Raw genomic sequence first — 15,280 nt, forward strand, 5'->3', positions numbered from 1 at the left:
CGGCTCCAAAAGGCGCTGTTCAGGACTCCGTGACCCGTTCGGCGTCAGCGGCGATGAACCGCCCGGCGAGCAGAAACAGCACACCGGCGAGCACGGCGGTCGCGGCGATAAACAGCATCGAATAGCGGATGGCGTTGTCGCCGTAGCTGGACCTCAGCGTATCGTTCATGAATCCGATCACGAGAGGTCCCGCAGCTTGCCCGAACAAAGCTGCGCAAAAAAGGAGGATTGAAGTCGCGACCGCCCGCATGCGGACACGGGCAACGGTTACCACCGCCGCGAAGACAGGTCCTTGATGGATCAAAAGAAAGAAACCGCTGACTGCGAAGGCCGACAGCCAAAGGGACTTGTCGTCCGCAAACGCAAACACGGCTTCGGCCGGACCCGCGATCAGGCAAGCGATAGCGGGCAGGGTCATCCGCCAATGCGGCGCGCGGCGCCCGAGCCGGTCGATCAGGATGCCGCCAAGCAACACGCCTGCAACCCCGCACGCACCACGGATCGGACCAATTGTCGCGGCAACCTGACCCAGTGAGAGATGATGCACACGCGTGAGAAAGGTAGGTGTCCAAACCGCGGCGCCGAAAACATTGAGACCCATCAGAGTCGCGCCGCCGAGCAACGCAATGTAAGCGCGGGAGCCGGCCAGGAACCGGACGCTGCCCCAAAACGGCTCGCGTGTGGTCGTGGAATAGCGGCGCTTCTCCGACGCTCCCCTAACTGGCTCCCGCACCGTCAATACGAAGATCAGCGCGAGCACGAGGCCGGGGACGCCAGCCGCGACAAACATCTGCCTCCAGCCGTATTGCTGACCGATCCAGCCCGCGATCGGGAAGAACAGGATCGATGAAATCGAGGTTGCGGTTCCGAAGATCGAGTACGCAAACGGCCTGCGTTCAGCGCGGAAGAGGTCGGCAATCATGGAATTGGAGGGGGCGATGCCACAGGCCTCACCCGCGCCCATCAGGAAACGTGTGACCGCGAGTTGCCAGATGTTGCCGACCCAACCGGTAAGCAGCGTCATCAAGCTCCAAAAGGCGAAACCGATGGTGATTATGTTCCGCCTGTTCCAGCGGTCCGCCGCCCAGGCGATCGGTACACCCATGATCGAGTAAAAGAGTACGAACGCGAGGCCGGACACGAGCCCAAGAACGGTATCCGAAACATGCATCTCGCGCTTGATCTGCGGAAGCGCCAAGCCCAGCAGCGAGCGATCCAGATAGTTGAACGCTGAAACGAAGGTCAGAAAGCCCAAGCCGTAGACCGTCGCGAAGGACCAGTCGCTCCCGGTATTGATGTCTCTTGCTTCGATCGCAGGCCCGTCGGCCAGCGCTCCGTCGGTTGCCGGCATCATAGACGTGACGCCCTCTTCTCCTTGGAAGTGATGAACTCGATCAGGGCCGGCTGACCGGCCTCGGTGGCGGCGATGCCGCGACGGATCGCATCCGCGATATCTGCGGGCTTTTCGACGCGTTCGCCATAACCGCCGAGCGCTCGTGCGAAGGCGGCATAGTCACCCGAGATGTCGGTCGCGCGGAAGCGCTCGGTTGCCTCGGGCATGATATCCAGCTCGATCGCCATCGCAGAGTTGTTGAGCAGGATCGACAGAATCGGCAGTCGCTCGCGCACCGCCGTCTCGAAGTCCGTCCCGGTGAACCCGATAGCGGCGTCGCCCCACACGTTGATGCACAGCTTGTCGGGACAGGCGAGCTTGGCGCCCATTGCCAGGCCGATACCGTATCCAAGCTGGGTGGATTTGCCCCATCCGATGTAACTCAGCGGAGTGATGCTCTTCCAATAAGGCGTGAGCTGATCGCGCGGCGAGCCAGCGTCGTGCGTGATGATCGTGTTGGCTACGTCGACGGTCTTCTGCAATTCCCAGAGCACCCGGTATGGTGTCATCGGCGCGCTGTCGCTTGTCAGGATTGGCAGCCACCCTTCCATCCAGCGAGCTTCGACTTCGGCGATCTCGGCAGCAATAGCCGCGCTGTCCCGCGGTCCGTCCACCAGGTCCCGGCATGCGGCCAGCAACGCGGTAAGCGTGAGCTGCGCATCACCGACCAACGCATGCTCGCACGGCACGGATTTGTTGATGTCCGCGGGATCGAGCGTTGCATGGAGGACGCGCTTGCCGGCGGGCATGCGCACGCCGAAAGCCGTTTCGGAGAAGCTGCAGCCGATGCCGAAGATCAGGTCGGCCTCGTCAAGAAAATGGCGCAGTTGGCCGGGAACAGCGGCCCCGCCCGAGCCGAGCGCGAGCGGATGAGTCTCGTCGAAGCAACTCTTCCCTTCCAGACTGGTCGATACCGGAATCGCCAGAAGCTCGGCCAGCGCGCGGAGTTCCTCATAGGCGTCGGCCCAATGGATGCCCTGTCCGGCATAAATGACCGGTCGCTTCGCCTCGACCAGCATCTTGGCGGCGACGCGAATACCCTCGGGATCCGGTCCGGATCGAACGCTCACTGAAGGATGATAGTCGAGCGGCGCTTCCAGCTCTTCGGGCAGCACGTCCCACGGAAGTTCGACGATCACGGGGCGGAGGCGGCCGTTGCGGAGCTGGGTGAAGGCCCGCCGCATGACGTTGCCCACCTCACCGGCGATATTGATAGGCTCGACGTGCTTCGACACGTCGCGCATCGAGACGGTCGCGTTGTAATTATCCGGGATATGCGCGATCCTTCGCGCGTAGCCCTGCGGCAACACAAGAACCGGGATCGATTCCGAATAGGCCTGGGCCACGCCGCCATAGGCATTTTCGGTGCCAGGTCCGTGCTGCATGGCGAAGACACCGATCTTCCGGCCGCGTGTCATTCGCGAGAGGGCGTCCGCCATGTGGACGCCCACCCGCTCCTGGCGGACAATGATCGGGCGAATGCCGATCGCTGCCGCCGTCTCGAGCACCGCGTTACGTGGATACCCGAAAATTACCTCGACGCCCTCGCGCTTCAGGATTTCAGCAATCGCTTCGCTAACCTTCATGATCCTGCCTTCAGCCCTTGAAGTCGCTAGGACCGATAGGACGTTCGCCCTTGATGGTCGTGCGGATGAGATGCCGGCGCTCATACTTGAAGTCGTGTATGCCGCGATGAAGCGTGAAGCGATTGTCCCAGACGAGCAGCGTATCCTTCTTCCACTTTACACGGCAATGATAATGAAGGTGCTGTGCGAGACCCTGAAGATATTCCAGCAGTGCCTTGCTCTCACTTTCGCTCCAGCCGACGAAGCCCTTGAAGTAGGCAGTTGTGGCGAAGATTGCGCGACGACCTGTTACAGGATGGACGCGGACCGCCGGGTGAATGCTGGTGAGCTCGTCTTCGGTGAAATCATGACTTTCACGCAAGCGCATCCGCTCGTCCGGCGCTTTGCTCAGATTTTTCTTCCAGAGATCCGCACCGGAGTAGACGACCTTCAGATCGTCGACCACTTTCTTCATGCTGTCGGAAAGATGCTCGTATACGAGGTAGGCATTCGAGAAAGCCGTGTCGCCACCCCATTGCGGGACGGCAAGCGCACGCATGACGACGCACTTGGGCGGTTGAAGAAGGAACGGGCTGTCGGTGTGGAAATGCTCGAATGAGGGCACCACGCTTTCCGGCTCGTGCGCTTCGCGGCGCACCTCCTGCATATCGCGGTGTTCGCCGTAGATGGGCGCCTGCGGAATCTCGGTGATTTCGCCGAAATAGCGCGAGAACGCCTTGTGCTGGTCGGGCGTCAGGTCCTGGTCCCGAAATACGATGACCGTGAATTGCTCGAAGGCTTTCATCACCTCGGCGAGCGTCTCGTCGTCGAGTGGCCCCCGAAGGTCGACACCCGAAATCTCACAGCCGCATGCGCCGCTGATCGGGTCCACGCCGATGCGTTTGAACTTCGGCATAGGCAAGCCGGCGGCAATGGGCGGCGGCAAGACGTTATCCGTCAAGGCGGCAGGTTTGACGAGTGTTGCCATGACTATTCTCCTACAGATCGATACAATTCGAGTTAAAAGTTACGGCGGATGCTGACCTGCCACGTGCGGGGAAGCGCAGGCGACCCTTGCACGAAGCTCGTCGAGCCCCGATTGTCGAAGATGCCGTCATAATAGAGCTTGTCAGTCAGGTTATTGACTTCCAAGGTCACGCCCCAGATTTTCCCGGGGTCTTGGTAGGTTAGGTGACCATTGAGGATGGTCCGTGCGGGAATTTCATTGAACGGCGGCCTGTTCACCGGATTGGAGAAATAGCGACTTTGGAAATTGACATCCAATCGTGGCGTAAACGTCCCCAAATTCCCCGCATCGATCGTATATTGGGTGCCGACGCTTCCCCTGAAGCGCTGCACGAACGGGCCGTCGTTACTGGTCGTGAGGCCAGCGGCGATCGCGAGGGGCGACAACGACGTGTAATTGAAATCAAGGTAGCCAAGTGACGCATCGATCAGCAATCCCTTGACCAGACGGAAGGTCGATTCCAGTTCGAAGCCCTTGATGTTGGCGGCGCCCGCATTGATCGGCAGGGCGCACGGCGCGACAGGCGCGACAGGGCAGGTCGATACTGTGACCAGAATGTCCTTGTACTTGTTTATGAACGCTGAGCCGTTGAGCCGGATCCGACGGTCGAACAAGTCGCTCTTAAAGCCGATCTCGTACGCATTGAGCGTCTCGGGGCCGTGGTTGATTGCTTGCGACGGGAAGAAGGGCCGGGGATTGGCTCCTCCGCTCCGGAAGCCGGTCGAAAACTGGGCGTATGTCATCAGCCCCGGGCTCCAGCGATACTGGACGGTCGCTCGATAATCGACGCGCTTTTTCGAGAAAGGCACCGCCAGCCCGTTCAGCGGGGCGAGCGAAGGCGGGGCGGCTCCGCCATAGATGCTGCCCGGTGTACCGAGGCGCCCGTAAAAGAAGTCGTTCTGCAGATCGGTGTAACGGATGCCGCCGATCACATCGAGGCCCTGGAAGGGATGCACATCGGCGTTGGCGAAGGCCGCCTTGGTGACTTGATGCACCCTGTCCGACTGGACGAATTCCAGTGTCGGGAGTTGGACGCGCTGGTTATTGGAGTCGCGCTGGGTAAGGTAATATCCCCCAACGGTGAAATCGATCAGGGAGGCCACGCTCCCGTTCAGGCGCACCTCCTGGCTGAACTGGGTGTGCCGATCGTCATTCGTCGTCAGCGAGACATTCAAAGGCGTCGAGTCGCCCGAGGTAAAGATGGAGTTGTAGGAGCGATAGGCTGTGATGGAGACCACCGAGAAAACATCGCTGATGTCGATCTTTGCACGGCCCGAAACACCCCACGTATTGACGTAGTTCTTTGCCGGCGTTGAATAGGCGGTGGTCCCGTCACGCGGCGCGGAATTCAGGTAATTTTCATAACTAACGTACGGGCTATGCGTGAATGTATCTTGTGAGAAGTTTCCAAAAGGCGAGTATGTGATGAACGGGGAGCCAGTCGCAGTTCCGAGGCTCACACCCCCAAGCGAATAGGGAGCCGTCGCGGGCGCTCCCGGGGCTGCGGTCGACCCGACGTAGAGCAAAGTGGCAGCTGCCGACTCGCTATTGTCTTTCGTATAGTCGCCGATCAGCGTGAACTCGGCGCCATGGGTCGGCTCCCAGCGCAGGGTCCCGCGCAGCGCGCCATAGGATTTGCCACCTTCGGTTCCAAGCTTGCACTTGTCGCTTGTAGCGAAGCTGGGAACGGTCGAGCCTGGATGAGTGCAGCGGTAATCGTAGCGGGTGACGTAACCGTCCTGATTGTTCGCTACACCGGAAAGCCGGGCGAACAGGTGATCGGGAACGATCGTGAAGCCGGCCGCCCCGCGAAGTTCGGTCTTGTGATAACTGCCGTACGTGCCTTCGAGAAAGCCGCCGTCGTCGCCAGTCGGAATCTTGGAATAGAGCTTGATTGCGCCACCGATCGAATTCTGACCCGCGAGCGTGCCTTGCGGTCCACGCAGGATCTCGACGCGGTCGAGATCGAGCAGTTCCAGCATCGAGCCCAGAAGCGTCGAATAGTAGACATCGTCCACATACAGGCCGACGCCCGGTTGAAGTGCGATGTTCGAGTCAGATTGACCAACACCGCGAATGAAGGCCTGCATCGCCGGCCCAAAGGTCGAGGGCGCACGCTGCAGATTCACGTTCGGTGCTTCTGCCGCGACCTGACTGATGTTCGTCTGCCCGCGAGCCGTGAGCATTTCGGAATTCACCGCAGTGATCGCGATCGGCGTGTCCTGAAGCCGCTGCGAGCGGAACTGGGCGGTGACGACAATGTCGGCGTTGGTCGCCGCGTCGGTGCCCGTGGCTTGGCCGGCAGCCGATTCTGAAGCATTCGAAGCGGGTGCGCCCGATCGAGCCGTGCTCTGTGCGCCGGCGGGGGCCGAAATTAACGTTAGTGCGGTGATTGCGATCGCGGAGCAACCGCTACCCCACGGTGCGAAGCCGCCACGTCCACTTTGCCTCGAAACCATCCTCAGTCTCCCTCATCAGCGCTCTGCGTCGCTCCACGTGCCCACTTTGGGTCACGCGACGACTATCCGCGATGGAACGAGGGGTCAACAAAGATTCCGATATAAGTAATCTATGTTCCGAAATACGGAATCAAGGAGGGCCGTATCCCAATGTTGCCGACAGCTCGGCAGCGGCCGCCTGCACTGCCTTTGCCATTGCGGGCACCAGCTCTTTTCGGAGTCTTTGCGCTGGCGCCGTGATACCGATGCTCCCGAGGACGGAGCCATCCGCCCGGAAGACCGGCGCAGCGACGCCGGCGGCGTCTACCTGCTCGTTGCGATACTGAGCGAACCCTTGCGCCTGAATTTCTGCGATGATCTCTCCCATTGCCGCGCGGGTTAACGGTGGCTGCCCGCTAAGTGGTCCCGCGGCAGGGCTTCGCATCGCGTCCTCCGCTTCCGCTGGAGGCAATGAAGCCAGGATCGCCCGGCCCAAGGAACCCCATGTCAACGACAGCTCGGTGAAAGGCTCGATCACAAAGCGAAGCGGATGTGGCGTTTGGATTATTTCCACCACTACCGCATTGCGACTGGTCGGCTTGTAGACCGCCAAGGAGCTCGTTTCTTCCCACTCGGTCCATAGCCGACGGAGGATCGGGCGCGCCAGCACGGCCGCGTCGACCTGCCGAAGCACAAGTGAGGCGATGCGCAACAACTCGCTGCCGATCCGATAGGATTGACTTGGTCCACGCTCGACAAATCCCTCCTTGATTAGTGGCTGGAGGAGTCGATGAACACTACTTGGCGGAAGAGAAGCCTTTCCAGAGAGTTGTGCTATCGTGAACGTGTTACCACTTTCCGCAATCTGTTTTAGGAGCGCGATGGTACGCAATCCCGAACCTCGGTCGTTTTCGTCAGCCACGTTATCTTCTTTCTTTCGCTACAGCTGTTGCAAATTTTTAAGAAGGGCCGGTGGCGCTACGGCGCGGCCCGCATCCAAGTCCCGCTCGCGGGTCGAACCGCTCGTGAAGCCCAAAAAGGTTCTTGCACGGCGCCCCTCGGCTATCAACGAGCGCCCTCCTTCAGAACGTGGATTACTCATCGCGGAATTTGATCGCAACGCCCGCTGGAAGGCTGGCATCGGAGTATCGTGCGGGGCTGTCCCCTATCGGGGGTATTTTGCGGCTCACGCAAACCTCTACGGCTCTCGCTAAACGAGAACCAGGGAGGAGATGGAGATGCGAAGGGTTGCGATCGGCCTAGCCGGCATCATTCTGACCGCTGTAGCCACTGCGGCGCACGCAAGCTACGCCGACGACCGAGCAGAGATCGAGAATCTCTCCGCTCGCTATTTCATCGCTTTCGATGCGCTGGACCCGAAGACCTATGCCGATACCTTCACTCCTGACGGTGTCTTGATTTATGGCGGCGGCACAGCGACCGGTCGGCAGGCGATCTACGATGTGATCGCCAAGTCCAAGTTCGGTCGGGCAAAGAAGGTCCCCGCGGACACCACATCACGTCCTCGGGCACAGCACAACATTGTCAACGAGGTAATCGAGGTCAGCGGCAACACAGCGACCCAAAAGGCCTATTGGTTCGCGATGACCAACGACACGCCGGATGGCACCGTAAAGCTGTTGTACATGGGCCATTATCAGGACGAGCTTGTAAAGGTTAAGGGGCGTTGGCTGTTCAAGAAGCGGCAGATCTGGAACGAGTCCCTCGCTCGCGTGAGATCACTGTTCTACCCTGAGTTGGGCGAAACCGATCCTCGCGAGAAGTGATCCAACCCCAACCTGCGCGAACGCTGCCGCGCTCCTTTGCCGCTACCTAACCTCGGGCTGCCTCAATTACCCGCACTAGATCGGCCATAGTGGCAGTCACGGGCGTCGGAATTCCGAGGTTCTCCGCCGAGCGGACAATCGCGCCGTTGATGAATTCTATTTCGGTAGTACGCCCAGCCTCCCTGTCTTGAAGCATCGAAGCCTTGTGGGCTGCGTGATCAGCCACCGCCCTGTTCACCGCGAGCTTGATGTCCTGCGCGGATAGCTCCAGCCCCCTCGCGTGGGCCACGGCGGTGGCCTCGTCTACGATCGCATGCGCAATGCGTAGCGCCGGAGCGTTGTTCATTGCTCCGTTCGTCGAGCCGGTGACCATCGCCAGCGCGTTAAGCGCCGCATTGAACGCCAGCTTCTCCCAGATCACAGCCCCGACGTTCGCGGCCATAACAGGGTTGAAACCAGCCGCGAATAGCAGAGCCGTCGTTGCCCTGGCACGTTCGAAGCCCACGGGCGTCATCGGGCCAAGATGCACTTCGAGATGACCATGGCTGCTCACCCTGTTGGGTGGCGAGAGGTCGGCAGGCACATGCGCCGTGCCCATCAGCACCCGGTCCGCTCCGAACGCGGAAGCCAGCAACTCTGCGTTGCCGATGCCATTCTGCAGGGTCAGCACGGACAGATTCCGATGCGCAACGTGTGCCATCGAGCGGATCGCAGCCGCGCTGTGGGTCCCCTTCGTGAACAGAACAAGAATGTCGACTGGTCCCGCAACGTCTTTGGCGATGCATGCCAACGGTCGCGCCAACCGAATACCATCGTCGTCGTGCAATTCGAGACCCATGGAGGCGATGGTTTCAAGTCGTCGGGAATCGACGTCGACCAAGGTCACATTTGAGCCTGCCAGGCTCATTCGCGCTGCGAACAGGCACCCCATTGCGCCGGCGCCGACGATGCAGACTTCCCTCACGTGGCGCCCCTGTCCATCCATCAAACCATGTTCACGTCGAGCACGGACGGCACGATGTCGTTGGCGAGGCGGATGATCTTACGCGTGATGAGCCACCGACCTCCCTCGCATCGCAGCCCATGTTCGTTGCGCCCGAAGAACTGCGCGATCCGATCGGCCCGGGGATCGAAAACGCTGCTGATGAAACACGACAGCACGGTCGCTTCGCCTGGCCCACGCAGTTCGAGTTCGACATTGGTGATCGCATGGACGACGCGTTGCGGCATTCGCGATGCCGCCGACTGTCCGGCGAGCAACCTGCGGACCCGATCCTCCAGGTTGTGCTTCCCGCTGTAATAGATCAGCGATAGCTCCCTTTCTGGATCCGCGGTTTGAGTGCCGTCGTCTCGCCATGCCGGCATCCAATAGAGAATCCCGGGATCCAGCATCTCGAGCCATGCCTGGAAGTCCCTGGCATCGAGCAGCCGCGCTTCCGAGTAGAGGATGCGCTCGGCATCCACCAGGGTGAGCGCCGTCATACGAGCGCGCCCTTCATCCGCTCCGCCCATGCGCGATAGTAGCTGCGAAACAATGTCTCGTCGGCGAGTTGGCCCGATCCCGCGACACTGAACGCCGGGAGCATGTCAATGCTATCCGAGAGGCTATTCCCGCCGGCGGTTGTGCTGATGCTGCCGCGCGCATGGCCTTGCAACCAGGACGGTTCGCGCGTCGACAGCCCGCGCTGACATTCCTCGTAGACCGCTGTGTCGTCCGGCGTCGCCATACCAGTAGGATTGAAGAAATCTTCATACTGACGGATCCGGAGCGTCCGGGCGGCAGAACTCTCGCCAATCGGGGCTAGGCACCAAGTTTCCATCTCGGTCATGTCGTGTGCGATCGGATGGATCACCCGGAGTTGGCTCGATGCGTTTTCCGCGATCTGCATGTTCGGAAAAACCGTGAGATTCCGCATGTTGAACATCCAGTTGCGACGCGCCTCGCCAAACCGCTTAGCCAGCTCATCCGCGCGATCGTACAGCGGCAGGCTTGGGCCGACGTCCATCTTGCCCCAGGCCACCGCGTGCCCATGGTCAAAAGCGAATGAGCCTGCGACGATTTCATCGCCGCCCGCTTTCCAGAAACTGGAGGAACTAAGGCTCGACTGAACAGCCTCGGCCGAGTTTTTGCGAGACCGATCCTCAAGCGCCCTGATGTAGCTGGGGTGGGTCGATGTAAAATGATATTGATCGGTGCAGTTCTCAAGCTGGAGTTTCCAATTGGCCGCGTAGGTGAAGCGCACGCGGCCCGGCACCAACTCGAGACCGCGATCGCTTTGGTCGACGACCAGATCGAGCATCTTGCGTGCTTCGCCGAGATGTTCTTCCAAGGACGGAACGTCTTCGTTTAGGCTGCCGAACAACAGTCCACGATATTCGCCGAACTTTGGAATTTGGACCAAGTTGTGGTCCTGCTCATGAAAGGCGTCAGCATAGTCTCCGGACTTCTGCCATTTGATGTTCTTGCAAATGCCAGCACTGTCGAATGACCAGCTGTGATACGGGCAAACATGCAATTTCGTGTTGCCCGTGGGAAAGGGCGCAATCCGAGCACCCTTGTGCGGGCACGCATTGAGGAAGCAACGTAGTTCGCCGTCTTGGCCGCGGCTGATCAGCACCGGAACGCGGCCGGCGCGGGCGGTAAAAAAGTCATGCCGTTCGGGCGCCTGGCTCGCTAGTCCGAGGAACAACCACCCGCCTTCGAAGACGTGTCTAAGCTCTTCTTCAAACAGTGCAGCATCATTGAACAGCGATCGGCTTACCCGAAAAACACCCGCCTCCGCCCGATCGTCGATCAGATCTTTCAAGCGGTATGCGTCTGTCACGGTTCAAAACTCCAAGGGGATGTGTTTCCGTCACGAGGCCGAGCAGCCTGGGATTGCCGCTTGGTCGGACTCGCGGCGGAATCCATTGCCTTCACGTTACCGCGCTCGAGCTACGAGTGACGTGGCCGCCTACCAGGCGGGATTGCCGCCTTTCGAGGCGATCCGGTCAAGTTGTTCGTTGTAGATCTTGCGGTACTTGAACAGCCAGCGGCCATTCACTTTGACCAACTGGTCTTCATAATGCCCGTAAGCGGCAAGCGTCGCCTTTCGCTCCGGATTGGAGTTACGAAATTGAAGCCAGTAGGCGCGTGCCGTGGCGTGATTGCCCTCGATCTTCAAAACCAGGTTCGTGATGTCATGGCTAAAATGGATACGGCGCAGCGGCGGCGTTTCCTTGGCCTCCGCTTCCGTCCTTCCCGCCGCGATCTTATTGATGAAAGCGCGAATGGCATCGCGGCCATTCTCTTTGCCGTTTGCCCAATCGAGCACCCCATCTTCCGTGAATGTCGACGCATAGGTATCCGCGTCGAGCCAATCGAAAGCGAACATGTAGCGAGCCTGCAAATCCTCGATCTCCGCGCGATCCTGCGCGTATGTCGACGAATATGTCGGCGGCTGCGACGCGGCGAGGCCGGGCACGGCCGTGATAGTGGCCAAAAGGAAACCGATCATGGGAGCCGCGCTGACCTTTGAAAACATTTCTGTTCCTTTGGGATTGATTCGTGATCCTGGACCTGTCCCGGACGTCAGGAGCGATACGTGCAGATAGGAATGCCATCGGCCGCCAGACGATGGCCCACACTCTTCCTCAAAAGCCGCCGATAAGAACAAATGTCCGCCGTCAAAGACACTGTACCGTCGCCGGGTTCGCGCCCGAATACCCTCGAAAGGGGACAGACATTCCGGCCCACAACGATACATCGAGCAGCATGATTAAGGGCGGGATCGCCATGCTGGCGCTGGCAGTGTGCGGAATTGGTTCGGCAGAAGCGCGATCCGCGGCGCGGAGACCTCAGTGTTCAGATCTCGTTTCGCTTTCGGCCGGCGCGCTCGGCAATCTCACGGCCTCGATCACTCGGGCACAACCGAGCGGGGCTACTCCAGTCAATGGGCCGGCAAACGCGTCGAGCGCGGCCGGCCTTCCCAGCCATTGTGAACTGTTCGGCAAGATGGAAGAGCATGCTGGCCCCAATGGCCAGACATACGCAATCCGCTTTCACATGAGGCTGCCAGCGGACTGGAACGGCCGCTTTTTCTTTCAGGGCGGGGGTGGTTCCAACGGCGTAGTTGGAACTGCGACCGGAAATCTCATGGGCGCGCAGAGCAAAACCGCGCTAGGTCTCGGATATGCCGTGGTGTCGCAGGATTCTGGGCACGACAACGCCGCCAACAATGATCCCAAGCTTCAAGGGACTGCCACATTTGGCTGGGACCCAGAAGCCCGCCGCAATTACGGCTATGCCTCGATCGGCTCTGTTACGATCGTCGCCAAAGCGATCATTCGAACCTTTTATGGGCGCTCGCCGACCTATTCGTATTTCGTCGGAGGATCGAAGGGTGGCCAAGAGGCCTTCATGGCGGCGCAGCGCTTCGGTCGCGAATTCGATGGCATTCTCGCCGGTTATCCGGGCTTCCGCCTCGCAACGGCGGCGAGCGCCGGTGAAATGTGGGACGATCAGGCATTCGCGGCGGCTTCCAGACAAGCTGGCGCGATCGGCACTGACGGACAGCCGCTTCTGAACAAGAGCTTTTCGGACGAGGATCTCGCAATAGTCAGCCGGGCCGTCCTTGATGCGTGCGACACGCTGGATGGACTGAAGGACGGTATGGTTTTCGCCTTCACCCAATGCACCACCGCGCGAGTCCGACCGCTGCTTGCACAGGCTACTTGCGCAGGGCCCAAGACGGACGGTTGCCTGTCCGAGGCACAGATTGCCGCGCTCGTTCGCGTGTTCGAAGGCGCGCGGGACCCCACAGGAAAGTTGCTTTACGCAACCTGGCCATGGGATGCGGGCGTCGGCGGCCCGGCGCCGGGTGGCTATTTTCGCGGCTGGCGGACGTGGAAGATTGGGACGTACGAAGCGAACGTGAACACCGCCGCCAATGTAATACTGGCGGTCGGTACAGTGTCGGCCGTGTTCACATCGCCGCCGACGCCCGTCGCAGCTGATCCGACTTCGGCGACGAACTACGCGCTCGGCCTTGACGTCACGGCGACCGAAGCCGCCTCCCATGTTGAATGGGGGCCGCGACAGGAATCGGCCGTCGATTTCATGAACGCCGACTCGCACGACCTCTCCGCATTCAGCCGGCACGGTGGCAGGCTGCTCATTTTCCACGGAGTCAGCGATCCCGTTTTCTCGATCAATGACACGATCGCTTGGCTGAACGCCGTCGATGCCGCAGAGAAAGGCAGGGCGGCCCGCTTCGTTCGTCTGTTCGCCATTCCGGGGATGACGCACGGTGGTGGTGGCCCGTCTACGGACCAAGTCGATTTCTTCTCAGCGCTGGTCATGTGGACCGAGCATGGAACGGCGCCGGAAAGCTTCGTCGCCGTCGCCCGCGCAGGCACGAACTGGCCAGGACGGACGCGCCTGCTGTGCGCGTATCCCAAGATAGGTCGCTACTTGGGCGGAGACACGGAGAAGGCCCGTTCCTTCTCTTGCCGGTGATGCCGGCGTTGGCGGCTGAGCGTTCGCGGCCGGGCGGCCCGGATTAGGGTTTCGATCTAAGTCATAGGTTAAATGGTTGAGCCATGTCGATTTCCGCCGATGGCTTAATGTACCGAAGGACGGACGAGGCAACGTGCGAAAAGCTCGTTGAGGCTCGATATGCCCATGGCCGCGTATGCGCGCTTTCGTATTGTTGATACCGTCGAAGTCTGGATTCCCAAATCGAGACCAATGCCCGTATTGGTCATCCCCATTAACGCACGTGCGCAAATCTGCACTTGGCGTGGAGTGAGAATTGGCGCAGCTCCTCTTACAAGAATCTCGAACTCGACTGGGGATTTAATAGGAGAATTGGATGTTGGCGGCCTCAGAACCAGATGTTTTGCGACCAGCGCGGATATTATGCCGGAGTGTGCGCTGAAGAATTCGACGGAATTGTCGTCGAAGCTTCCATCTGGGACGGCGCGGTAGAGATTTACGACATACCAACGACCGTCCATCTGATCGAGCAAGGACAGTCTCTCGACCAGTCCGTAGTGATCATAGATCTTGTCGCGATATGCGCGATCCAAAATATCGCTCGCGTGCAAGCGCCCAATGATAGGGCCGTCCGTAACCATCGGTCCTTGCACGATGCAAAGCCGAGTAGGATCTCGCGTATATAAAAGCGAACTCCGGTAGACGTTCCCGGCGTGGCGGGCGAGCTCTATACCGCCACGACTCTCGGCAGCGATGACGGTGGGCATCAGGTAATCATCGAAACCGATAATCGACATGTGCGCTGCGCCTGTGAGCGCAGCTAACCCGCCGAAGAGCAGACCAACAAACTCGTTGGTGCCGAGGGCGGCAATAAGCGGCTGCAATGCCAAGGTCTGACTGGCACCGCCGGCCGACGTCTCAAAGATCGAGGGCAGAAGGGGAGACTCGCACTCGCCGATCCGAGCGGCGTTATTGTCGATGCCGCACGCGGATATAGGTTTGCCCTGAGCGATCATGGGCGCAGCGAGCGGAAGTTCCGTCCCACCGATCCTGAGCCCACCCCGCATTTCGCGGCCTGTGCGATGCCGTGATCTGCTCGCAGCTGCGCCTCCGCGATCGCAAGTTCGCTCATTTTGGCTCCCTTCCCTCCGCCGTCCGGTTGTGCCCGTCGGTCGCCACCCTGCTGGAGTGATCTGGTCATATTCCTATATACGGAATCTCGATTCCACAATAGGCACGCATGTCGTTACGATGCGTTGGAGAGGGCCGCTCTCTTTTTGAGGCGCGTTTGAACGAGAAGAAGCACCTCGCGAGGGGCCGCTAGCCCCATCCTTAGCGGGTGCGAACGAGCCGCACTCAAGGGTCAGCTGTACCCTATCGAGGGTATTTAGGGCGCCAGCAGAGCCCCTATGGTCGCCATTGAACTAGGTATTTGTGATGAACACGGCAGAGCTGCACGGCGATATCCGGAAAACCAAATCGTTGTGAAGATAAACGCGTGTATTGCCGGAAAAATCATAGGCATCGGTAGCAGAATTGCGACGTACCTGGCTGACAGATTGTCAACCATGTGACGATCCTTGCAGGTAATACC

The 15,280-nt window shown here is 60.0% G+C and carries 12 protein-coding genes; 2 read left to right on the plus strand and 10 right to left on the minus strand.

Annotated elements, in window-relative coordinates:
* Positions 1-19: 19 nt before the first annotated feature.
* The 5 genes from CMV14_RS15855 to CMV14_RS15875 form a co-directional block, all read right to left on the minus strand.
* The gene (locus CMV14_RS15855) at positions 20-1,354 is read right to left on the minus strand and encodes a spinster family MFS transporter (protein WP_083216112.1); all 1,335 of its coding nucleotides are present in this window, start codon (positions 1,352-1,354) and stop codon (positions 20-22) included.
* On the minus strand, positions 1,351-3,063 hold the full coding sequence (locus CMV14_RS15860) for a thiamine pyrophosphate-requiring protein (protein ID WP_083216113.1): 1,713 nt from the start codon (positions 3,061-3,063) through the stop codon (positions 1,351-1,353). The genes CMV14_RS15855 and CMV14_RS15860 overlap by 4 nt, the downstream gene beginning before the upstream one ends.
* The gene (locus CMV14_RS15865; RefSeq protein WP_083216114.1) at positions 2,990-3,946 is read right to left on the minus strand and encodes a TauD/TfdA dioxygenase family protein; all 957 of its coding nucleotides are present in this window, start codon (positions 3,944-3,946) and stop codon (positions 2,990-2,992) included. The genes CMV14_RS15860 and CMV14_RS15865 overlap by 74 nt, the downstream gene beginning before the upstream one ends.
* A gap of 32 nt (positions 3,947-3,978) precedes the next feature.
* Positions 3,979-6,444, minus strand: a complete 2,466-nt coding sequence (locus tag CMV14_RS15870) for a TonB-dependent receptor (protein ID WP_066969244.1) — start codon at positions 6,442-6,444, stop codon at positions 3,979-3,981.
* 130 nt (positions 6,445-6,574) lie between these two features.
* Positions 6,575-7,345 carry an IclR family transcriptional regulator gene (locus tag CMV14_RS15875; RefSeq protein WP_083216115.1) on the minus strand — a complete coding sequence of 257 codons (771 nt, stop codon included), beginning with the start codon at positions 7,343-7,345 and terminating at the stop codon, positions 6,575-6,577.
* Positions 7,346-7,661: 316 nt separating this feature from the next.
* Here CMV14_RS15875 and CMV14_RS15880 point away from each other — a divergent pair, with 316 nt between their 5' ends.
* Positions 7,662-8,210, plus strand: coding sequence for a nuclear transport factor 2 family protein (locus CMV14_RS15880; protein ID WP_176489140.1), 549 nt, complete (start codon positions 7,662-7,664; stop codon positions 8,208-8,210).
* A 46-nt stretch (positions 8,211-8,256) separates the two neighbouring features.
* Here CMV14_RS15880 and CMV14_RS15885 read toward each other — a convergent pair whose 3' ends face one another.
* From CMV14_RS15885 to CMV14_RS15900, 4 genes are all read right to left on the minus strand, one after another.
* On the minus strand, positions 8,257-9,174 hold the full coding sequence (locus tag CMV14_RS15885; protein WP_238147060.1) for a ketopantoate reductase family protein: 918 nt from the start codon (positions 9,172-9,174) through the stop codon (positions 8,257-8,259).
* 20 nt (positions 9,175-9,194) lie between these two features.
* Positions 9,195-9,692 (minus strand): aromatic-ring-hydroxylating dioxygenase subunit beta, encoded by a 498-nt coding sequence (locus CMV14_RS15890; protein WP_066969251.1) that lies wholly within the window; start codon positions 9,690-9,692, stop codon positions 9,195-9,197.
* Positions 9,689-11,017 (minus strand): aromatic ring-hydroxylating oxygenase subunit alpha, encoded by a 1,329-nt coding sequence (locus CMV14_RS15895; RefSeq protein ID WP_238147061.1) that lies wholly within the window; start codon positions 11,015-11,017, stop codon positions 9,689-9,691. Before CMV14_RS15895 ends, CMV14_RS15890 begins: the two co-directional genes overlap by 4 nt.
* A 147-nt stretch (positions 11,018-11,164) precedes the next feature.
* Positions 11,165-11,734 (minus strand): nuclear transport factor 2 family protein, encoded by a 570-nt coding sequence (locus CMV14_RS15900; RefSeq protein WP_066969255.1) that lies wholly within the window; start codon positions 11,732-11,734, stop codon positions 11,165-11,167.
* A 251-nt stretch (positions 11,735-11,985) separates the two neighbouring features.
* On the opposite strand from CMV14_RS15900, the gene CMV14_RS15905 reads away from it, so the two are divergent.
* On the plus strand, positions 11,986-13,707 hold the full coding sequence (locus CMV14_RS15905) for a tannase/feruloyl esterase family alpha/beta hydrolase (protein WP_176489141.1): 1,722 nt from the start codon (positions 11,986-11,988) through the stop codon (positions 13,705-13,707).
* A 104-nt stretch (positions 13,708-13,811) separates the two neighbouring features.
* Here the strand turns inward: CMV14_RS15905 and CMV14_RS15910 are convergent, their stop codons facing one another.
* Positions 13,812-14,702 (minus strand): helix-turn-helix transcriptional regulator, encoded by an 891-nt coding sequence (locus CMV14_RS15910; RefSeq protein WP_176489142.1) that lies wholly within the window; start codon positions 14,700-14,702, stop codon positions 13,812-13,814.
* Positions 14,703-15,280: the final 578 nt, after the last annotated feature.

Source organism: Rhizorhabdus dicambivorans (assembly GCF_002355275.1).
GTDB lineage: Bacteria > Pseudomonadota > Alphaproteobacteria > Sphingomonadales > Sphingomonadaceae > Rhizorhabdus > Rhizorhabdus dicambivorans.

Bases quoted from the DNA above. Each gene is read 5' to 3' on its own strand.
- CMV14_RS15855 (WP_083216112.1), bottom strand. From the start codon at position 1,354: ATGATGCCGGCAACCGACGGAGCGCTGGCCGACGGGCCTGCGATCGAA.
- CMV14_RS15860 (WP_083216113.1), bottom strand. From the start codon at position 3,063: ATGAGCGCCGGCATCTCATCCGCACGACCATCAAGGGCGAACGTCCTA.
- CMV14_RS15865 (WP_083216114.1), bottom strand. From the start codon at position 3,946: ATGGCAACACTCGTCAAACCTGCCGCCTTGACGGATAACGTCTTGCCG.
- CMV14_RS15870 (WP_066969244.1), bottom strand. From the start codon at position 6,444: ATGGTTTCGAGGCAAAGTGGACGTGGCGGCTTCGCACCGTGGGGTAGC.
- CMV14_RS15880 (WP_176489140.1), top strand. From the start codon at position 7,662: ATGCGAAGGGTTGCGATCGGCCTAGCCGGCATCATTCTGACCGCTGTA.
- CMV14_RS15890 (WP_066969251.1), bottom strand. From the start codon at position 9,692: ATGACGGCGCTCACCCTGGTGGATGCCGAGCGCATCCTCTACTCGGAA.
- CMV14_RS15900 (WP_066969255.1), bottom strand. From the start codon at position 11,734: ATGTTTTCAAAGGTCAGCGCGGCTCCCATGATCGGTTTCCTTTTGGCC.
- CMV14_RS15905 (WP_176489141.1), top strand. From the start codon at position 11,986: ATGCTGGCGCTGGCAGTGTGCGGAATTGGTTCGGCAGAAGCGCGATCC.
- CMV14_RS15910 (WP_176489142.1), bottom strand. From the start codon at position 14,702: ATGATCGCTCAGGGCAAACCTATATCCGCGTGCGGCATCGACAATAAC.